This window comes from Herbiconiux oxytropis, from assembly GCF_024979315.1.
In the GTDB taxonomy this organism is placed as follows: Bacteria; Actinomycetota; Actinomycetes; order Actinomycetales; family Microbacteriaceae; genus Herbiconiux; species Herbiconiux oxytropis.
In genome coordinates this window covers 1-19,234 of the sequence record NZ_JANLCK010000013.1, presented here as the reverse complement: position 1 = coordinate 19,234, position 19,234 = coordinate 1, and the positions used below count along the sequence as shown (strand labels likewise).

Here is a 19,234-nt window from a genome sequence, read left to right as displayed (position 1 = left end):
GGCTGAGCACATGCGACGACTGCTGAACGGGATGCGCCGCTCGTCGACGTCGCCGGTGCGCGATGCGCGCTCCGCGGTGGTCATCGGCCGGCTGCTGGGACTGGCGTTCCTCGTGTGCTTCGCGACCGGGCTCTACAGCCACTTCCTGCAGGATCCGCTGCCCTGGATGCGCTTCGCGACCTGGCCGCAGCTCTACCAGGTGACTCAGGGCATCCACATCACGGCGGGCATCGCCTGCTTCCCCCTGCTGCTCGGCAAGCTCTACGTCGTCTACCCGCAGCTGTTCCAGACCCCGGCGCTCAAGGGCCCGGTGCACCTGCTCGAGCGGGCCTCGATCGCGCTCTTCGTGGGGGCATCCCTCGTGCAGATCGTGATCGGATTGCTGAACACCTATCAGTGGTATCCGTTCCCGTTCAACTTCAAACAGGTGCACTGGGCGCTCTCGTTCGTGATCATCGGATCGCTCGCCATCCACATCGCCGTGAAGCTCCCGATCATCGCGCGCAACTGGTCGAGGGCCGTGCCCGAGGCCGACGACGAGCCGCCCACCGAGTCGGAGGTGCCCACAGCAGGCGTGACCGGGCGCGTCATGCGCTGGATGGACCGCACCCCGGCGCCCGAGCCCACCCTCAGCCGTCGCGGCTTCTTCACGGCCGTGGGACTCTCGACCGTCGCGGTCGTCGCCCTCACCGCCGGCCAGTCGTTCGCGGCGCTCAAGCCCCTCAACCTCTTCGGGCCGCGGCAGAAGGACATCGGGCCGCAGGGCCTGCCCATCAACCGCACCGCCGAGGCGGCGAAGGTGACCGAGTCGGCGATGGCCGCCGACTGGGTGCTCACGGTCATGGCCGCCGGCACCGTAGCCACTTTCACCCGCGCGGAGCTGCTGGCCCTCCCCCAGACCCAGGTCGACCTCCCGATCGCGTGCGTGGAGGGCTGGAGTCAGATGGCCACCTGGAAGGGCGTGCGGATGCGCGACCTGCTCGAGGCTGCCAGTGCGCCGAGCGACAAGCGGCTCATCGTGAACAGCCTCGAGGAGCGCGGTGGCTACCGCACCACCGAGATGGGGCCGGAGTATGTGGGCGACGACCTCACGCTCGTGGCCCTCGAGCTCAACGGAGGGACCCTCGACATCCAGCACGGCTACCCGGCGCGCGTGATCGCGCCCGGGCGGCCAGGGGTGCTGCAGACGAAGTGGCTGCGGTCACTGGAGGTGGCATCGTGAAGATCGCCCGGATCATCCTGCTCGCCGTCGGCCTCGCGGGTCTCGCCCTCGGCGCCGTCGTGATGCTCACCGAGGTGCGGCCCGCCCAGATCGTGGGGGTGGGCATCTGGATCCTCGGCGCGATCGTGCTGCACGACGCCGTGCTGGCCCCGGCGCTCCTCGGCATCGACGTGCTGATGCGACGGGCGGGCCGGCGGGTGCGGCCCGCGGTCGTGGTGATCGTGCAGGTCGGCGTCGTCGTCGGGGCGATCATGAGCCTGATCGTGCTGCCGGAGATCTACGCGAAGGTGCTCGGCGCGAAGAACGACACCGTGCTGCCGCTCGACTACGGGCTGAATCTGGCGGTGTTCTGGGGTGCGACGGCGCTGCTGACGGCGGTGGCGTGCGCCGTGTACGTGCGAGCGGTTCCTCGCCGGGCGGCTGCCTCCGCCGTCTGAGCGGTTCGAAACCGCAAAGCTCCCGGCATCCATGGCTCTGAGGAGCTTGGATGACGGGAGCTTTGCGGTTCTGAACCGCGCGGGCGGCTCAGGCGGTGAGGGCAGGGGTCACCGGGATGGCGCTGAGCGCCTGGGCGAACCGGGTGCCGGGGGCGAGCGCGGCGACCTCCAGGGCGTCCTGGTAGGTGTCGACGTCGTTGACCTCGGGGAGGAATCCCACGCGGAGGCCCGCGGCGCCGAGGCTCGCGAGCTGCAGGGCCCCGGTGTCGTCGCGCGACATGGGGACTCCGCGCAGCACGTCGCCCGTGGGCTCGCGCAGGGCGAGGCCCCACCAGCCGCCGTCGCTCGCGGGGCCGAACCAGGCATCCGGGCCCGTCGCTGCGTCGCTCGACCAGTCTCCGAGCACGTAATCGAGGTGCTCGCGGGTGAGCTGCGGGGTGTCCATGCCGATCAGGATCATGGGGCCCTCGACCGCGTCGAAGACCGCGCCGAGCCGAACGTCGAGGTCGCCCTCGACCTGGGGGATCACGTCGAAACCGTGAGCCTCGGACGGCAGCTGGGTGCCCGCGAAGGCGATCACGCGGCGGTCGGCCGGGAGCGAGGAGACGAACTCGAGCGTGTCGGCGAGACTCGCGGCCGCCACCTCGGCGGCCTGCTCGAGGGTGAGCGGCGGGTGCAGGCGGGTCTTGACCCGGCCGGCCACGCACTCCTTCGCGATGACGACGATGGTGAGCATTCGAACCTCCTCCGGCGCAAGACGCGAATGCGCCTCACCCTACGTGTTCGGAGGCGAAACCGCCGCGGATTGCCCGCGCACCTCCCGCAGGAGCGCCGACATGTCCTTGACGGCCACGATCGTGCCCTTGAGGGTGCCCGTGACCTTGGAACGGCCCACGCGCGGTGAGTAGGGGGCATCCACTTCGACGATGCGCCAGCTCGCCGCGTGGGCCCGCAGGAGCATCTCGAGGGGGTAGCCGCTCCTGCGGTCCTCGAGGCCGAGGGCCACGAGGGGCTCGCGGCGCGCGACCCGCAGGGGGCCGAGATCGTGCACCCGGATGCGGGCGCGCCGGCGGATGAGGAAGGCGAGCGCCCGGTTCGCGAAACGCGCGTGCAGCGGCCAGGCACCACGGCGCGTGGGCCGTCGGCGGCCGAGCACGAGCTCGGCGCGGCCTTCGTCGAGGAGCGCGACCATGGCGGGCAGCTGCGCCGGATCCATCGAGGCGTCGGCGTCGCAGAACGCGACGACGGGAGCCGTGGCGGCGGTGAGGCCCGCGTGGGCGGCCGCGCCGAAGCCGCGCCGGGACTCGGCGACGACGGTGGCGCCGAGGCCGCGGGCGACCGCGGCCGAGTCGTCGGTCGAGCCGTTGTCGACCACGATGGCCCGGTAGCCCTCCGGCAGGCGCGAGAGCACCCACGGCAACGCGCGCTCCTCGTTGAGGCACGGGAGCACGACGTCGACGAGCACCGGTGCCACGGCGCCGGCCGAAACGGGGTCGCCCGCCGAAACGGGGTCGCCCGCCGACGCGCCGTCGCTCATCGCACGGCCGAGCGGAGCGGTGCGGCGGCGAACTCACGCATCCCCTCGTCGAAGGGCACCGCGGCGCTCCAGCCGAGCTCGGCGCGGATGAGGGCGGACGACGCGGTGATGTGCCGCACGTCACCGAGGCGGTACTCCCCCGTCACCACCGGCTCGGCCCCGCCGGCGGCCCGCGAGAGCGCGGCGGCCATGTCGCCGATCGTGTGCACGGTGCTGCTGCCCACGTTGAAGGCCCTGAACGTGCCCTCGGCCTGCTCCCCCACACCGTGCACGGCGGCGAGGTTCGCCGCCGCCACGTCGCGCACGTGCACGAAGTCGCGGCGCTGGCCACCGTCTTCGAACACGCGGGGCGCCTCGCCGCGCGCGAGCGCCGAGCGGAACAGCGACGCGACCTCCGCGTAGGGCGTGTTCTGCGGCATCCCCGGCCCGTAGACGTTGTGGTAGCGGAGCCCGATGGCCCGGCCGCCGGTGGAGCGCGCCCACGACGCCGCGAGGTGCTCCTGGGCGAGCTTGGTGCTCGCATAGACGTTCCGCGGGTCCAGCGGCTCGGACTCGCCGATGAGCTCGGGCTCGAGCGGCTCGCCGGTCTCCGGATCGCGCGGCTCGAAGCGCCCCGCGTCGAGATCGGCGGCGGCACGCGGCAGCGGGCGCACCCGGCCTCGGCTGGAGCGGTAGGCGCCCTCGCCGTAGACCACCATCGACGAGGCGAACACGTAGGCACCGATGCCGGCGCGCGTCATCTCGGTGAGCAGCACCGCGGTGCCGAGGTCGTTCGAGGCCACGTAGTCGGCCGCGTCGTAGAAGTCGACCCCGAGCCCCACCTTGCCGGCCTGGTGGCAGACGGCGTCGACGCCATCCAGCGCCGACCGCACGGCCTCCGCGTCGCGCACGTCGGCCCGCACGAACTCGACGCCGTGCGGCAGAGCGGCTGCCTGCAGCGCGTCACCGGGCGAAGCGGCGGCCACTGAATGCACGTCCTCCCGCAGGGAGTCGAGCACCCGCACCCGCCAGCCCTCCCCGAGCGCGGCGGCGACCACGGCCCCGCCGATGAACCCGGCGCCACCCGTGACGAGGAGGAGCCCCGTCACTGCTCGATGCGCAGGTCGTAGCCGGCGTCGCGCAGCTTCGCCACCACGAGCTCGCGGTGGTCGGGCCCGCGCGTCTCGATGTGCAGCTCGAGCTCCACCTGGCTGATCTGCAGGCCCTTGCCGTGGCGGGTGTGCTGCACCTCCACCACGTTCGCGTTGGCCTCGGCCACGATCTCGGCGGTGCGCGCGAGCTGGCCCGGGCGGTCCGGCAGCATGATCCGCAGCTTGAGGTAGCGCTCGGAGGCCGCGAGGCCGTGGCTGATGACGCGCTGCATGAGCAACGGATCGATGTTGCCGCCCGAGAGCACCACGACGGTCGTGCCCGCGTTCTTCACCTGACCCGAGAGCATCGCCGCCACGCCCACGGCGCCGGCCGGCTCGACGACCTGTTTGGCGCGCTCGAGGAGCAGCAGCAGGGCCCTGGCGGTGTCGGCCTCGGTGACGGTGACGACCTCGTCGACGAGCTCGTGGATGATCTCGAAGTTGAGCACGCCCGGCCGGGAGACCTGGATGCCGTCGGCGATGGTGGGCGACGTGATGATCTCGACGGGCTCCCCGGCCTCGAGCGAGGGCGGGTAGGCGGCCGCATTGGCCGCCTGGACCCCGATCACGCGGATCGTGCGGCCCTCGGCCGCCGCGCGCTGCTTGACCGCGCTCGCGATGCCCGAGATGAGCCCGCCGCCGCCGATCGGCACCACCACCGTGTCGGCATCCGGGACCTGGTCGAGGATCTCGAGCCCGAGCGTGGCCTGCCCCATCACGACGTCGATGTGGTCGAACGGCGGGATGACGACGGCGCCCGTGGACTGCGAGAACTCGGCGGCGGCGCGGAGCGCCTCCTCCACCGAGTGGCCGCGCAGGATGACGTCGGCGCCGTAGTGCCGGGTGGCCTGGAGCTTCGGCAGCGGAACGCCGATGGGCATGAAGATGGTGGCCTTGATGCCGAGCTCGCGTGCGGCGAACGCCACGCCCTGGGCGTGGTTGCCGGCCGATGCGGCCACGACGCCGCGCGCCTTCTCCTCGTCGGTGAGGCTCGAGATGCGGTTGTAGGCCCCGCGGATCTTGTAGGAGCCCGTGCGCTGCAGGTTCTCGCACTTCATGAAGACCGGCGAGCCGATGATGTCGCTGAGGAAGCGCGAGCTCTCCATGGGCGTGACCTGCGCAGCCTTCGACACGCGCACGCGCGCGGCCTCGATCTCGGCGAGCGAGGGCCAGACGGAACCGTCACGGGAGGACGACCCGGACGGGGCAGAGGGCTCGGCGGGCTCCGTGGGCGGGTAGGTGAGGCTGGTGGGCTCAGACATCGGTGAGGGGATCCTTCGGTGGGATGAGGGCGCGCTCGTCGGCGGTCGCCCGCCACGCGCCCCCGGCGACGTACTTGACCATGACGTTGAGGGTGGCCACGAGCGGCACGGCGAAGAACGCACCGGCGATGCCCGCCACCATGGAGCCGCCCGCGACCGCGAGCACCACGGCGAGCGGATGCACCTTCACGGCCGTGCCCATGATGAGCGGCTGCAGCACGTGGCCCTCGATCTGCTGCACGAGCAGCACGACGCCGAGCATGATGAGGGCGATCACCCAGCCGTTGTAGACGAGGGCGATGAACACGGCCACGGCCCCCGTGAGCACGGCTCCGATGATGGGGATGAACGAGCCGAGGAACACCAGCACCGCGACCGGGATCGCGAGCGGCACCTGCAGGATCGCCGCCCCCACTCCGATGCCCACGGCATCGATCGAGGCCACGAGGATCTGCACCTTCACGAAGTTCTGCAGCGTGGCCCAGCCCGCACGGCCCGCGCCGTCGGTGGCCGCCCGGGCCCTGCGCGGGAACACGTGCACGATCCAGCGCCAGATCCGCTCACCGTCGATGAGGATGAACAGGGTCGAGAACAGGGTCAGCAGCACGCCCGCGAGCACGTGGCCGATGCTCGAGCCCACGGCGGCCGCACCCGTAATCAGCGCCTGGCCGTCCTGCTGGATCACCCCCCAGATCTGGGCGACGTAGTCGTTGAAGTCGTCTTCGGAGACCTGCAGCGGCGACTGCGCGAGGAACGCCTTGAGGTCGTTGTAGGAGTTGAGGGTCTGCGAGCGCAGGTCGTCGAACCCGGAGGTCACCTGGGTCACGACGAGGAAGATGAGGCCGGCGACAACGACGAGGGTGCCCACCTCGGCGGCCGCCACGGCGAGCCCCTTGGGCCAGCGGTGCCGCACGAGGAAGTTCTTGAAGGGCACGAGCAGCGCCGACAGCACCACAGCCACCATGAGCGGGATGATGAGCAGCCGCAGCTGGATGATGAGGAAGCCGATGGCCGCGAGCACGCCGAGCACCACGAGGATGCGCCAGGACCACGCGCCGGCCACCTGCATGCCAGGCGGCACCGACTCGAGCGGGTCGTAGCGGTCAGGACCGGGGGCGGCGGCCGGGCGGTCGACGCGCTTCACGGGCACGTCGGAAGACGACTTCGGCGCACCCCGGCGCGATCGCCCGAACGGAGACATGGGCCAAGTCTAGGAGCGCTCGTATGCGCCCGCTCGCATGCGAATCACAGCTCCCGCCGTGCGACCGCCACCGGCACCCCGGCGAACTCGAGGAAGAGCCTCTCGTCGACCTCCGGCACCAGGCCCGAGGCGTGCTGCACGGCCAGCACCGTGCCGTCGTCGAGCGCCACCGTGGTGCGCCGGAACGAACCCAGGAAGCTCGTCGAGACCACCTCCACCGCGAGCCCTGCCGTGCCGAACCGCAGATCCTCGGGCCGCACGAACGCCACCACATCGCCCTCGACCGCCGCCTGGTCGATGAGCGGCAGCCGCACCCCGCCCTCGAGCTCCACGACTCCGCCCGCCACCCGGCCCGGCAGCCGGTTGGTCTGCCCCACGAACTCGGCCACGAAGGCCGTCGCGGCCCGGCCGTAGAGGTTCTCGGGCGTGCCGATCTGCTCGATCCGCCCCGCGCGCATCACGGCCACGCGGTCGGCCACGGCCAGCGCCTCCTCCTGATCGTGCGTGACGAAGAGGGTCGTGATGCCGAATTCGCGCTGGATGCGCCGGATCTCGTCGCGCAGCTGCACGCGCACGCGGGCGTCGAGGGCCGAGAGCGGCTCGTCGAGCAGCAGCACCCTGGGCTCGGTCACGAGCGCGCGGGCGAGCGCCACGCGCTGCTGCTGCCCGCCCGAGAGCTCGTGCGCGTAGCGGCCGCCGAAACCGCCGAGGCCCACCATCTCGAGGGCGTCGCCCGCCCGCCTGCGCCGCTCTGCCGACGGCACCTTGCGCATCCGCAGACCGAACTCGACGTTGGCGAGTGCCGTGAGGTGCGGGAACAGCGAGTACGACTGGAACACCATGCCGATGTCTCGGTGGCGCGCAGGAACCCCCGAGACGTCGCGGCCGTCGACGAGCACGGATCCTCCGGTGGCCGACTCGAGACCCGCGAGCACCCGCAGCGCCGTGGTCTTGCCGCAGCCGCTCGGGCCGAGCAGGGCCACGAACTCCCCTGGCTCGATCACGAGGTCGATGCCGTCGAGGCCGCGGTGCCCGCCCGCGAACTCCTTCTCGATGGCGCGGAGCTCGACCCGGGCACCCGTCTGGATAGGGGTCGGGATCGGAGTCGGGGTCACTGTGGTGGTCATGAACGAGCTTTCTTCTCAGTGCGCGGTCCCGCGCCGATGAACCCGATGCCGATGAGCAGCACGAAGGCGAACGCCAGGGCGAGCAGGGCGAAGATGATGGCCACGAACGGATCGGCCTTCGACACGATCACGAGCGCGGTCTGCAGGTTCACCCGGTTCAGCAGCGCCGCGATCGTGTACTCGCCGAGCACCACCGCCACCGAGATGAACGAGGCTGCGAGCAGGCCCCGGCGGATGTTGGGGACCACCACGCGCAGGAGGATGGTGAGCCAGCCCGCACCGAGCGAGCGTGCCGCTTCGCTGAGCGTCACCACGTCGACGGCCCCGAGGTTGGCCTGGATGGCGCGGTAGGCGTAGGGCAGCACGAGGATGCCGTAGGCGAACGCGAGCGGCCAGACGCCGGATCCGAAGATCCTCGCCACGACGGAGTAGACGGGCGCGAGCCCCACGACCAGCACGATGGCGGGGATCGTGATGGGCAGGAGGCACACGAACTCCAGCACTCGCTCGAGCGCGGGGAATCGGATGCGCACGAGCACCATGGTGGGGACGAGCAGCACGAGCATGATGAGCACCGTGACGACCGCGAGCAGGAGCGAGTTGGTGAGGCCGGTCAGGACGGGCTTGTACTCGCCCGTGATGCCGTCGCCGCCGAACAGCTCGGCCCACCGCGCGAGGTCGTAGCCGCCCTCGAGGCCGCGTCGCAGCGTGAACTCGATCATGGCCGCGATGGGCACGAGGAAGAGGCCGCCGATGACGACCACGATCACCCATCTCGTGACACGACCCGGGCCGGGATGCACGTCGCGCATCCGCTTGGCGTTCACGACCGCGCTCATCGCTGCCACCGTGCGGCCCGACGCATGAGGAGCGAGTAGAGCGCCATCACGACCACCATCACCACGATCATGCCGAGGGCGAGAGCGCCGGCGAGGTTCTCGCGGCCGAGCACCGTCTCGCTCGTGAGCGCCGCCCGGATCTGCAGCGGAACGATCTGCGAGCCCTGGCTCGTGAGCGCCGCAGCGGTGGCGAACGAGGAGAACGCGTTGGCGAACAGCAGCAGCAGGCAGCCGAAGAACGAGGGAAGCAGCACGGGAGCGCCGATACGGCGCCAGTAGCCGAAGCGGCTGCCGCCGAGCATCGCGTTGGCCTCGGCCCACTGCGGCTTCAGGCCCTCGAGGGCCGGCAGGAACGTGATGATCATGAGCGGCACCTGGAAGTAGAGGTAGGGCAGGATGAGCCCCGGGGTGTCGTAGAGCCAGACGCCGTCGGCGAAGATGTCGGTGCCGAAGGTGTCCCGGAGCCAGAGGGTGACCATGCCCTGGATGCCGATGGTCGCGACGAATGCGAACGCGAGCATCACGCCGCCGAACTGGGCGAGCACACCGCTCGCCGCGTCGACCACCGCGCGGAGGACGCCCGTGGGCTTCGCGCCGATCAGGGCGTAGCAGAACACCGCGCCCACGATCGCGCCGACCACGGCGGTGAGCGCCGAGAGCCACAGGGAGTTGCCGAACGTGTTGAGCACCACCGGATCGCCGAGGGCGGCGATGTTGGTCCAGGTGAAGGCGCCGTCGCCGTCGACGAGTCCCGTGCCGAGCGCGAGCAGCGTAGGCAGGGCGAGGAAGAGCAGGATGTAGGCCGCGAACGGCACGAGGCCGAGGACGCTGCCCGAGATCGGGGAGCGCCCTCGGCGGGACGCCCCCGGGCCCCGCGGCGGGACGATGCCCGCCGCGGGGCTCAGGATGCGTTCGCTCACTGGACGGCGGCCGCCCACTTCTCGCCGAGCAGGGTCGAGGCCGCCTCGGCCTGTGCCGCGTCGGGCACGACGGTTTCGTCGGGGGTCTCGGGCAGTGCCGCGAAGAGCTCCTCGTCGATGGTGCCGGCCTCGGCCATGGCGTCGGCGCGCACGGGGCGGGCACCGCCCTCGAGCCACAGGTTCTGCGCCTCGTCGCTGTAGAGGAACTCCTGCCAGAGGCGCGCGGCGGCCGGGTTCGGCGCGTCGATGTTCACGGCCTGGTTGTAGTAGCCCGCGTAGCCGGTGCCGGGGAGGATGGCGACCTCCCAGTTGCGCTGGCCCTCGAGCTCGGCGCCGTAGCCCACGTTGAGGTAGTCCCAGTCGAAGACGACGGGGGTCTCGCCTGAGGCGATCGTGGCGGGGGTCGGGTCGATCTTCACGAAGTTGCCCGCGGCGTTGAGCTCCGAGAAGAAGTCGATGCCGGCCTGGAAGTCGTCGACCGATCCGCCGTTCTGCACGGCGGCGAGGCCCACCGCGGCGAAGGCTGCGCCGGCCTGGGTCGGGTCGCCGTTGATCGCGACCTTGCCCTTGTAGTCGGCGCCGAGGAGGTCTTCGAGGCTCTCGGGGGCAGGGACCGCGTCGGGGTCGTAGCCGACGGCCATGTAGCCGCCGTAGTCGCCCACCCAGAGGCCCGACTGCTCCTTGAGCGCATCCGGGATGTCGGCCCAGGTCTCGACCTGGTAGGGCGCGAACTGGTCGGTGTTCGCCAGAGCCACCGCGGCGCCCAGGTCGAAGACGTCGGGGGCGGTGTCCTGTCCGGCGAGGTTCTCGGCGGCCTGGATCTCCTCGGCGCTCGAGGCGTCGGGGCTCGCCTCGTTGATGGTGATCTCCGGGTACTTGGCGGCGAACGCGTCGAGCACGGCGCCGTAGTTGGCCCAGTCGCGCGGAAGCGCGATGACGTTGAGGCTGCCCTCGGCCTTGGCGGCCTCTTCGAGGGCTTCGAGCGAGCCGAAGTCGGCGAGGCTCGTGGCCGTCGCGGCGTCGACGGCCGATCCATCGGTGCCCTCGGTGCCCGATCCGGCCGAGGCGCCGGCGGAGCAGCCGGTGAGGCCCAGGGCGACGGCTGCGACGACGGCGAGACCCGTGATCGCGGTGCGCTTGGTGAACAAGTGATCCTCCAGGATGTCGGCCACCGGCCGCCCGCGCTGTGAGCGGGCTGTTGCGATGCCGGGGCGCCGACCTCTGCAGGCTAAGGAGCGCGGGGGTCGCCCGGCCGTCGCCACCGTGAACCGGGTGTGAACGAGCGGTGTCGAGGATGTCGGGGGCGCCGGGTAGGGTCTGGAGCCATGGTCGACACGATTTCAGCGGCACGGGCGCGGCGGATCGCCCTGGCGGCACAGGGGTTCGGCGCGCGCCAGACCGCCGGCACCGGCTCCGGTCCCGGCACCCGCCAGTTCAACCTCCTGCTGCGCCGGCTCGCGCTGCTGCAGATCGACTCGGTGAACGTCTACGAGCGCAGCCACTACCAGCCCGTGTTCGCCCGGCTCGGGCACTACGACAAGGCGCTGCTCGACGCCGTGACCTACGGCAAGGGCGTGACCGAGTACTGGGCGCACGAGGCGTCGTTCCTGCCGATCGAGACGCTGCCGCTGATGGCCTGGCGGAAGAACGACTACCGGGACAGGTTCCTGGCCGGCACGTCCGAGACGGGTTCCGCGGAGTCCGCCGAGGCGTCGATGATCCCGTGGCTGCGCGCCGAACTGGCCGCGAAGGGGCCGATGCGCGCGAGCGAGATCGAGCACGACTCCAACCGGCGCCAGGGCCCGTGGTGGGGCTGGTCGGAGGTCAAGCGCGGGCTCGAGACGATGTTCCGGGTGGGCGACGTGGTCTCGGCCGGCCGTGTGCGGTTCGAGCGGGTCTACGCGCTGCCCGAGCAGGTGCTGCCCGCATCGGTGCTGGGTGTGGAGGTGCCGAGGGAGGAGGCGGTGCGGCAGCTGATGTCGATGTCGGCGAGGGCGCACGGCATCGGAACCCTGAAGGACTTCGCCGACTACTTCCGACTCAAGACGGTCGACGCCCTGCCCGCGGTGCTCTCGCTCGTGGAGGAGGGCGAGCTCGTTCCGGTGGAGGTGGAGGGCTGGTCGAAGCCGGCGTGGCTCCACCGGGATGCACGGCGGCCGCGCCGGATCGAGGCCGAGGCGCTGCTCTCGCCGTTCGACCCCGTGGTCTGGGAGCGCTCACGCACCGAGCGCCTCTTCGACTTCCGCTACCGCATCGAGATCTACACGCCCGAGCCCAAGCGCGTCTACGGCTACTACACGCTCCCGGTGCTGATCGACGACCGCCTCCCGGCCCGCATCGACCTCAAGAGCGACCGCCAGTCCGGCGTCCTCCGCGTGCAGTCCGCCTGGGCAGAACCGGCCCTCCTGCCCGACGACGTGCCCCGCATAGCGGCCCTCCTCCGCCGAGCCGCCGCCTGGCAGAACCTCCCCGGCGACATCCACGTCACCGGCCGAGGCACCCTGGCCCCCGCCCTGGCGGCAGAACTAGCCCGCGCCTAAAATCCCCCACCCATCGTGCGCAGCCGCTCGATGCGCTCCGGCAGCGGCGGGTGCGTGGCGAAGAGCTTGTCCATGAAGCCGGGCTTCATGGGGTCGGAGATCCACATGTGCGACATCGACGACGACTGGCGGAGCATGGGGCGGCCATAGACGGCGAGCTTCTCGAGGGCGCTCGCGAGCGCATCCGGGTGCCGCGTGGTCATGGCGCCCGTGGCATCCGCGAGGTACTCGCGCTGGCGGGAGACGGCGAGCTGCACCGCGGTGGCGATGAGCGGTGCGATGAGCAGGGCCACGAGGCCGAAGATCATCATGATCGGGTTGGAGTTGTTGTTGCCGCGGCCGAAGAGGGTGAGCCGCAGGAGCATGTCGGCCACGAAGCCCACGGCCACCACGAGCCCGAACACGATCATCGAGACCCGGATGTCGTAGTTCTTGACGTGGCCGAGCTCGTGCGCCATGACCCCCTCGAGCTCCGCGTCGTCCAGGATGGCGAGGAGCCCGGTGGTGGCGGCCACGACGGCGTGCTCGGGGTCGCGCCCGGTCGCGAACGCGTTCGGCGCCGGGTCGTCGACGATATAGACCTTGGGCATCGGCATGCCCGTGGCGATCGTGAGGTTCTCCACCACGCGGTAGAGCCGCGGGTTGTCGCGCTTCTCGATCTGCCGGGCGCCGCTCATGGCGAGCGCCTGACCGCTCGCGGCGAAGTACTGGATGAGCGCATAGACGGCCGCGACCACGAGGGTGACGACGACGATCGTGAGGTTGCCGTAGATGTAGCCGGCGAGCCAGCCGAGCCCGCCGATGATCAGCAGGAACAGCGCGATGATGAAGACCGTGTTGCGCTTGTTCTTGGCTATGGCGCGATACATGGACCGGTTCTAGAACTGCACGCGAGGCGGCTCGGCGATGGCCGCCACATCGGAGACCTCGAAGAACTCGCGCTCGGCGAAGCCGAGGCGGCGCGCGAAGACGTTGTTGGGGAACTGCTGGATCTTGGTGTTGAGCTCGCGCACGCCGCCGTTGTAGAAGCGGCGCGACGCCTGCACCTTGTCCTCGGTGTCGACGATCTCGGCCTGCAGCTGCAGGAAGTTCTGGCTGGCCTGGAGCTGCGGGTAGGCCTCCGCCACGGCGAAGATGCTCTTCAGCGCCTGCTGCATGTGGTTCTCGGCCAGCGAGGCCTCCGCCGGGCCCTGGGCGCCGAGGGTCTCGGCGCGGGCCTTCGTGACGTTCTCGAAGACGGCCTTCTCGTGCGCAGCGTAACCCTTGACCGATTCGATCAGGTTCGGCAGCAGATCGGCCCGGCGCTTCAGCTGCACCGTGATGTCGCTCCACGCCTCGTCGACCCGCACCTTCAGCGAGACCAGAGAGTTGTAGGTCGCCCACAGGTAGATGCCGACGATGACGACGAGCGCGACGACGATGAGTACCGGGATCAGCCATTCCATGGCCCCGAGTATAGCGAGCCGACGGCTGTCGTTCAGGGGCCGCGGGGTGCTCTCCCAGCTACCGGGACTCGGCGAGCAGCCGGAACCAGCGGTACGAGTCCTTCGGCGTGCGAGTGAACTCGTCGAAGTCGACGTGCACGAGCCCGAACCGCTGTGTGTAGCCGGCTGCCCACTCGAAATTGTCGAGCAGCGACCAGGCGAAGTAACCCCTCAGGTCGATCGCGGATGCCGCGCCCCCGCCGGTCACGGCCCGGATCGCGGCGTCGAGGTGCTCGGCCAGGTAGTCGATCCGGCGCCCGTCGGCCACGAAGGGGGTGCCGTCGTCCTCCGCGAGCTCCACGAGGTCGGGGAAGCTCGCTCCGTTCTCGGTGATGTAGACCGGCGGCAGCAGCGATCCGTACCGCTCGGCGAGCTCGTCGAGCGCTGTGCCGAGGAACTCGGGCGCGATGGGCCAGCCGAAGCCCGTGCGGTCGAACTCGGGCCAGGGCGCGAGGTGGAACGGCAGCTTCGCCATGGCGGGCGACTCGCCGTCGGGGGTCGACGACCCGCCCGAGCCGGCCGCGATCCGGGTGGGCATGTAGTAGTTGAGGCCGAAGAAGTCGAGCGGTTGCGCGATGATCGCGAGGTCGGCCGGGTCGGCTTCGGTGAGCGCGTCGAAGAGCGGAGCGAAGCCCTCGGGCGGCTCCGGGTAGTGCCCGAGCAGCACCGGATCGGTGAAGATGCGGTTGTGCAGCAGGTCGAACAGTCCCGCGAAGACGACGTCGGGCTCGTCGGCCGTGGCCGGCACGACCGGGGAGTGCACGTTGACGATGCCGACCCCGCCCCGCACATCCGCCGCCCGGAGAGCCTGCACGGCCACACCGTGGCCGAGGAGCAGGTGATGGGCGGCAGGGAGTGCGTCGAACAGGCGCGTGGCCCCTGGCGCGTGCACGCCGAGTGCGTGGCCCTGGAGGGTGACGGTGGCGGGCTCGTTGACCGTGGCCCAGTGACCGATGCGGTCGCCGAACTCCTCCCCCAGCGCGAATGCGAGGTCGCCGAAGCGGAGGGCGGTGTCGCGGTTGAACCAGCCGCCGGGCAGGGCCGTCGGGGTGTCCCAGTGGAACAGGGTGGCGAAGCTCTGCACGCCGGCGCCGTCGAGCGCGTCGAGCAGGCGGCGGTAGACGTCGAGCCCCTCCTGGCGGAGGGCGCCCTTTCCCTCGGGCTGCAGCCTCGGCCACGAGAACGAGAAGCGATAGGCGTCGGCGCCGAGGTCGCGCAGCAGCTCGACGTCCTCCGTGTAGCGGTGCAGGTGGTCCGCCGCCCGATCGGCCGTCGAGCCGTCGAGGATGCGGCCCCGCTGATTGGTGAACGCATCCCACACCGACTCGCCCCGGCCGCCCTCGTGGGTGGCGCCCTCGATCTGGAAGGCGCTCGTGGCCGTGCCGAGCACGAAGCCCTCGGGCAGTCGGCCGGCCAGGTCGCGGGCGAACTCGCGGCGCTCCTCGGGTGATCGCACGCTCACTCCCCCAGCACGCGGTCGAGGTAGGCGTTGGTGAACAGCCGCTCCGGATCGGCGGCGTCACGGAGGGCGACGAACTCGCCGTGCCGTGGGTACAGCTCCCCCAGCTGCCCGGCCGACTTGCCGTGCAGCTTGCCCCAGTGGGGCCGGCCGTGGTGCCTGTCCATGATCTCCTCGACGGCTTCGAAGTACTCGGTGTGGTCTTCGCGATGGTACCGGTGCACGGCGATGTAGCCGGTCTCGCGCCCCGAAGCGGTCGAGAGCCACAGATCGTCGGCGGCGGCCGAGCGCACCTCCACGGGGAACGAGATGCGCCAGCCGCGCTCGGTGATGAGGGCGTCGACCGCGCGGAGCGCCTCGGGCACGGCGTCGGCCGGCAGCGCGTACTCCTGCTCGCGGAAGCGCACCGTGCGGGAGGTCGTGAACACGCGGTGCGAGTGGTCGGTGAAGCGGCGGTTCGACCAGAGCCGCTCGGCGAGGGCGTTGACGCGGGGCACGACGGCCGGCACGGCGCTCCCGGCGGCGCAGGTCACCCGGTAGAGGCCGTTGGCCATGAGCGTGTCGTCGAGAAAGGCCCGGCCTCGCCCGAGCGGCGCCAGCGGCGTGTCGGCCGGAAGGCGCGTGTTCGTCTTGGTGGCGGCGCTCCGGGTGCCGGGGAACCAGTAGAACTCGAAGTGGTCGGCGGCGGCGTGCCTGTCGGTCAGGTGCGCCAGCACGTCGTCGAGCGATTCCTGCTCCTCGACCGCGGCGAGCGCGAAGGCGGGCACGCACTGCAGGGTGACCTCCACGATCACCCCGAGGGCGCCGAGCGAGAGGGCCACGGCCGGCAGGAGCTCTGGTTCGTTCTGCTCGTCGATGCGGCGGAGCTCGCCCTCAGCCGTCACGAGGGTCACTCCCACCACTTGCGTGGCGATGCCGCCGAAACGCGCCCCCGTGCCGTGGGTGCCGGTGGAGATCGCGCCCGCGATGGACTGCCGGTCGATGTCGCCCATGTTCGCGAGGGCGAGCTCGTAGGGCCGCAGCAACTGCGGCAGCTGGTGCAGCCGGGTGCCGCCCAGCAGCGTCACCCGCCCGCGCTCGCGGTCGACCGCCACGATCCCGCTGAGGTCGTCGAGCTCGAGCAGCACGCCCGTGGCCACGGCGATGCCCGTGAAGCTGTGGCCGGCGCCGACGGCCTTCACCCGGAGCCCGGCACGCGCGGCGGCGGTGACGGCGCGCTGCACGGCGCCGATGCTCGCCGGGCGCTCGACCCGCGCCGGTTTGACCGTCTCGGTGCGCGCCCAGTTGCGCCACACCCCGTTGGCCGCCGTCACAGGAAGGCCTGCCCCTCGCCGCGATAGGTCGGCACGACGTCGACCACGGCACCGTCCTCCACCACGGCGAACTCGTTCACGTGTTCCGAGAGCTCGCCCGACTTCGTGTGCCGCAGCCACACCCGGTCGCCCGCTCGGAGTCCCGCCGCACCGCGCCCGGAGAGCGGGGTCTGCACCTCGCCCGCCATCTCGCGGGCCTGCATCGTGGTGCCCTTCGGCCAGACGATCTCGGGCAGCCGGTCGGGTGCCGGCGGGCCGGAGGCGATCCACCCCCCGCCGAGGAGCGTCGCCATGTCAGGCCGGGGCTTCCGCACGACCGGCAGCGCGAACGCCGCGGCGGGGGCGGGGCGGAACCGGGAGTAGGTGTCGAAGAGGTGCCCGCCCAGGAGGCCCGAGCCCGCGGCGATCTCGGTGACCGAGGCGTCGGCGCCCGTCGACTCGAGCGAGCCCGTGCCGCCGCCGTTCACGAACTCCAGCGGCGCGAGCGACCGCACCGCCGCCACCACCTCGCCGCGACGGCCGGCGAGCTCGGCGATCGAGCCCTTCTGCATGAGGTCGATCGCGCGCGCCATCGCGCGGCGGGCGATCGGGTTGCCGGTGGGGCGGTTGCCGACGCCGGCGATCTGCGACTCGTAGGCCATCAGGCCCACGAGGTCGAATCCGGTTCGCCGCACGATCTCACGGGCGAGGGCGATCGCGTCGTCGACGGTGGCGACGGGCGAGCGCCAGACGCCGAGGCGGCCGAGGGCCGGGGCGGTGTAGGCCGAGTCCAGCTCGATCGCCACCCTGAGAGCGGGGCGGGCACCGGCCGGAACACCGCTCGCGGCCAGGGCCGCCTCGATGAGATCGAGGTGCGCGACCGAGTCGACCATGAGCGTGATCGTCGAGGCCAGGTGCTCGTCGGCGGCGAGGGCCCGGAGCGCTGCACGGTCGACCGTGGGGTAGCCCACCACGACGTCGAACGGATGCGAGGACGCGGGCGCGCGGCCGGCCGGGTCGTCGGCGGCGGTCCTCGCCCGCTCGGCGAGCCACAGCGCCTCGGGGAGTGTGTAGGCGAGGATGCCGGCGTATCCCGGCAGCGCGAGCACCGCATCCTGAACGGCCCGCACCCGCACCGACTTGCTCGCCACCCGGATCGGCTTGCCCCCGGCTCGCGCAAGCATCGACCTCGCGTTGTGCACGAGGGCCTCGAGGCCGATCACGGCCACCGGCGGCTCGAGGTCGGCGGTCGCCGCGGTGAGACCGCGCCAGTAGCGCTGCTCGTCGCGCCACGCATCCGGATGCGCGAGGTCGCGGGCCAGGTCGAGTCCCGTCGTCGCCGTCATCGCACGCTCCGCACCCGCGACACGGCGAGGGCGCCCGCGAAGCCGAAGATCGCCGAGACGAGGAAGAGGCCGGTGAAGCCGCCCAGCCAGGTCACGACGGCGGCGCCGACGAGCGGGGCGACTGCCTGGGGAACGGCGGTGGCGATGTTCATGATGCCGAGATCCTTTCCGCGGGAGGCGGGATCGGGGAGCACTTGGGTGGCGAGGGCCTGGTCGACCGAGAGGAACGAGCCGTAGCCGAGGCCGAGGAGGGCCGCCGCGACCATGGTGACGGTGAGGTCGGGCACGAAGGCGAGCAGCAGCGCGGCGAGGGCCTGCAGCACGGCGGCGGCGAGCACGAACACGCGGCGGCGGCCCAGGCGATCGGAGAGGGAACCCGCGATCATCGAGGCCAGCACCACGAAGACCGTGTAGATCACGATGAGCACGAGCAGGTCGTCCTCCGCGTTCGGATCGTTCAATCCGAACATCAGGAAGTAGAGCAGGAGCGTGGTGCCGAGCGCGTTGCCGATGTTGACGAGCACGCGGCTGAGCAGGGTCCAGCCGAAGTCGGGATGCGCGAGGGGGCTCACCCAGAAGCCCTCGACGAGGGAGCGCAGGGTGAGGGGCGGGCGGATGCCCCGGACGACCGGCACGTCGGGAACCCAGAGGCAGAAGGGCGCGACGAGCGCGACGAGGAGCACGGCCATCGCGGTGTAGCCGAGGAACTGCCCGGTGAAGAGGGCCGTGGCCAGCAGCACGCCGAGGATGAGGCCCACGGCCTGGGGCGCCGAGATGAAGCTCGAGGCGAAGCCGCGCTGGCCCACGGGGACCTGGTCGGAGAGGAGGGCCGTGAGGGCGGCGGAGAGCACGCAGAAGCCGATGATGGCAAGGCTCCAGAAGAGGCCCACGAGCACGAGGTCGTGCTGCAGGCCGAGGAGCACGAGCGAGGCGGCGAAGAGCAGGGTGCCGCCCGCGATCCAGGGGCGACGGCGGCCGAAGCGGGAGGTCGTGCGGTCGGAGAGCGCACCCGTGAGGGGGAAGGTGAGGAGGGCGAACGCGCCCGCGATGGCCGAGATGACGCCGAAGGCCACCACGGAGTCCGTCCAGTGCCCGGTCGTGAGCTCTGCCTCGACCTGGAGCGGGAGGAGGAGCTGCACGGGGGTGAGCTGCGCCATCCAGACGCCGAGCCAGGCCGTGCCGAAGAGGGCGATCCAGGCGCCCCCGACGCGGCGGAGGGGCTCGGCGGTGGGGTTCGCGGATGCGCCGGGACGGGCGGGGCCGGACGGGCGGGTGGGGCCGGACGGGCGGGTGGGGCCGGACGGGCTGGTGGGGCCGGACGGGCGGGCGGGGCCGGACGGGCTGGTGGGGCCGGTCACGCTGCGGTCACCGCCTCGGCCGCGCTCGTCGGCGGCGGCCGGGGCGGCGCGGGCGTCTTCCGCCGCGGTCGTCGTGGGAG

18 protein-coding genes are annotated in these 19,234 nt (G+C 71.7%); 3 read left to right on the top strand and 15 right to left on the bottom strand.

All coding sequences use genetic code 11. The annotated features are described in order from the left end of the window. Positions 1–10 precede the first annotated feature (10 nt). Positions 11–1,222, top strand: coding sequence for a molybdopterin-dependent oxidoreductase (locus tag N1028_RS17325; protein ID WP_259530671.1), 1,212 nt, complete (start codon positions 11–13; stop codon positions 1,220–1,222). Beyond that, positions 1,219–1,659 (top strand): hypothetical protein, encoded by a 441-nt coding sequence (locus N1028_RS17320; RefSeq protein ID WP_259530670.1) that lies wholly within the window; start codon positions 1,219–1,221, stop codon positions 1,657–1,659. The genes N1028_RS17325 and N1028_RS17320 overlap by 4 nt, the downstream gene beginning before the upstream one ends. An 88-nt stretch (positions 1,660–1,747) precedes the next feature. Here N1028_RS17320 and N1028_RS17315 read toward each other — a convergent pair whose 3' ends face one another. Genes N1028_RS17315 through N1028_RS17275 form a run of 9 tightly spaced genes read right to left on the bottom strand, consistent with a single transcriptional unit; the run spans position 1,748 to position 10,823 of the window. Further along, positions 1,748–2,395 carry a TIGR04282 family arsenosugar biosynthesis glycosyltransferase gene (locus N1028_RS17315; protein ID WP_259530669.1) on the bottom strand — a complete coding sequence of 216 codons (648 nt, stop codon included), beginning with the start codon at positions 2,393–2,395 and terminating at the stop codon, positions 1,748–1,750. Positions 2,396–2,434: 39 nt separating this feature from the next. Then, on the bottom strand, positions 2,435–3,133 hold the full coding sequence (locus N1028_RS17310; RefSeq protein ID WP_259530740.1) for a glycosyltransferase family 2 protein: 699 nt from the start codon (positions 3,131–3,133) through the stop codon (positions 2,435–2,437). 59 nt (positions 3,134–3,192) lie between these two features. Then, complete coding sequence (locus N1028_RS17305) at positions 3,193–4,284, bottom strand: NAD-dependent epimerase/dehydratase family protein (RefSeq protein ID WP_259530667.1); 1,092 nt, start codon at positions 4,282–4,284, stop codon at positions 3,193–3,195. Further along, positions 4,281–5,588: a threonine ammonia-lyase gene (ilvA, locus tag N1028_RS17300; protein ID WP_259530665.1), complete on the bottom strand. Its 1,308-nt coding sequence runs from the start codon at positions 5,586–5,588 to the stop codon at positions 4,281–4,283. The genes N1028_RS17305 and ilvA overlap by 4 nt, the downstream gene beginning before the upstream one ends. Further along, positions 5,581–6,789 (bottom strand): AI-2E family transporter, encoded by a 1,209-nt coding sequence (locus N1028_RS17295; protein ID WP_259530664.1) that lies wholly within the window; start codon positions 6,787–6,789, stop codon positions 5,581–5,583. The genes ilvA and N1028_RS17295 overlap by 8 nt, the downstream gene beginning before the upstream one ends. Positions 6,790–6,833: 44 nt before the next feature. Next, positions 6,834–7,916, bottom strand: coding sequence for an ABC transporter ATP-binding protein (locus N1028_RS17290; RefSeq protein ID WP_259530663.1), 1,083 nt, complete (start codon positions 7,914–7,916; stop codon positions 6,834–6,836). After that, complete coding sequence (locus N1028_RS17285) at positions 7,913–8,755, bottom strand: ABC transporter permease (protein ID WP_259530662.1); 843 nt, start codon at positions 8,753–8,755, stop codon at positions 7,913–7,915. The genes N1028_RS17290 and N1028_RS17285 overlap by 4 nt, the downstream gene beginning before the upstream one ends. Beyond that, on the bottom strand, positions 8,752–9,675 hold the full coding sequence (locus N1028_RS17280) for an ABC transporter permease (RefSeq protein WP_375163465.1): 924 nt from the start codon (positions 9,673–9,675) through the stop codon (positions 8,752–8,754). Before N1028_RS17280 ends, N1028_RS17285 begins: the two co-directional genes overlap by 4 nt. Then, the gene (locus N1028_RS17275) at positions 9,672–10,823 is read right to left on the bottom strand and encodes an ABC transporter substrate-binding protein (RefSeq protein ID WP_259530661.1); all 1,152 of its coding nucleotides are present in this window, start codon (positions 10,821–10,823) and stop codon (positions 9,672–9,674) included. Before N1028_RS17275 ends, N1028_RS17280 begins: the two co-directional genes overlap by 4 nt. 177 nt (positions 10,824–11,000) lie before the next feature. Between N1028_RS17275 and N1028_RS17270 the strand changes: the two genes are divergently transcribed. Further along, the gene (locus N1028_RS17270) at positions 11,001–12,215 is read left to right on the top strand and encodes a winged helix-turn-helix domain-containing protein (RefSeq protein WP_259530660.1); all 1,215 of its coding nucleotides are present in this window, start codon (positions 11,001–11,003) and stop codon (positions 12,213–12,215) included. Here N1028_RS17270 and N1028_RS17265 read toward each other — a convergent pair. Genes N1028_RS17265 through N1028_RS17240 form a run of 6 tightly spaced genes read right to left on the bottom strand, consistent with a single transcriptional unit; the run spans position 12,212 to position 19,154 of the window. Next, entirely contained in the window at positions 12,212–13,084 is an 873-nt protein-coding gene (locus N1028_RS17265) for a M48 family metallopeptidase (RefSeq protein WP_259530658.1), read from the bottom strand. The genes N1028_RS17270 and N1028_RS17265 overlap by 4 nt on opposite strands. Positions 13,085–13,093: 9 nt before the next feature. Continuing rightward, the gene (locus tag N1028_RS17260) at positions 13,094–13,660 is read right to left on the bottom strand and encodes a LemA family protein (RefSeq protein WP_259530657.1); all 567 of its coding nucleotides are present in this window, start codon (positions 13,658–13,660) and stop codon (positions 13,094–13,096) included. Between the two features lie 58 nt (positions 13,661–13,718). Further along, positions 13,719–15,155, bottom strand: a complete 1,437-nt coding sequence (locus N1028_RS17255; RefSeq protein ID WP_259530656.1) for a glycoside hydrolase family 1 protein — start codon at positions 15,153–15,155, stop codon at positions 13,719–13,721. Positions 15,156–15,157: 2 nt separating this feature from the next. After that, positions 15,158–16,471 (bottom strand): D-arabinono-1,4-lactone oxidase, encoded by a 1,314-nt coding sequence (locus N1028_RS17250; RefSeq protein WP_259530653.1) that lies wholly within the window; start codon positions 16,469–16,471, stop codon positions 15,158–15,160. Next, positions 16,468–17,796: an alanine racemase gene (locus N1028_RS17245; RefSeq protein ID WP_259530652.1), complete on the bottom strand. Its 1,329-nt coding sequence runs from the start codon at positions 17,794–17,796 to the stop codon at positions 16,468–16,470. The genes N1028_RS17250 and N1028_RS17245 overlap by 4 nt, the downstream gene beginning before the upstream one ends. Next, positions 17,793–19,154 (bottom strand): MFS transporter, encoded by a 1,362-nt coding sequence (locus N1028_RS17240; RefSeq protein ID WP_310795618.1) that lies wholly within the window; start codon positions 19,152–19,154, stop codon positions 17,793–17,795. Before N1028_RS17240 ends, N1028_RS17245 begins: the two co-directional genes overlap by 4 nt. Positions 19,155–19,234: the final 80 nt, after the last annotated feature.

What these genes read in the sequence shown, in the direction of transcription:
- N1028_RS17290 (WP_259530663.1), bottom strand. Translation starts at nt 7,916, where the DNA reads ATGACCACCACAGTGACCCCGACTCCGATCCCGACCCCTATCCAGACG.
- ilvA (WP_259530665.1), bottom strand. Translation starts at nt 5,588, where the DNA reads ATGTCTGAGCCCACCAGCCTCACCTACCCGCCCACGGAGCCCGCCGAG.
- N1028_RS17260 (WP_259530657.1), bottom strand. Translation starts at nt 13,660, where the DNA reads ATGGAATGGCTGATCCCGGTACTCATCGTCGTCGCGCTCGTCGTCATC.
- N1028_RS17315 (WP_259530669.1), bottom strand. Translation starts at nt 2,395, where the DNA reads ATGCTCACCATCGTCGTCATCGCGAAGGAGTGCGTGGCCGGCCGGGTC.
- N1028_RS17285 (WP_259530662.1), bottom strand. Translation starts at nt 8,755, where the DNA reads ATGAGCGCGGTCGTGAACGCCAAGCGGATGCGCGACGTGCATCCCGGC.
- N1028_RS17295 (WP_259530664.1), bottom strand. Translation starts at nt 6,789, where the DNA reads ATGTCTCCGTTCGGGCGATCGCGCCGGGGTGCGCCGAAGTCGTCTTCC.
- N1028_RS17245 (WP_259530652.1), bottom strand. Translation starts at nt 17,796, where the DNA reads ATGACGGCGACGACGGGACTCGACCTGGCCCGCGACCTCGCGCATCCG.
- N1028_RS17325 (WP_259530671.1), top strand. Translation starts at nt 11, where the DNA reads ATGCGACGACTGCTGAACGGGATGCGCCGCTCGTCGACGTCGCCGGTG.
- N1028_RS17270 (WP_259530660.1), top strand. Translation starts at nt 11,001, where the DNA reads ATGGTCGACACGATTTCAGCGGCACGGGCGCGGCGGATCGCCCTGGCG.
- N1028_RS17265 (WP_259530658.1), bottom strand. Translation starts at nt 13,084, where the DNA reads ATGTATCGCGCCATAGCCAAGAACAAGCGCAACACGGTCTTCATCATC.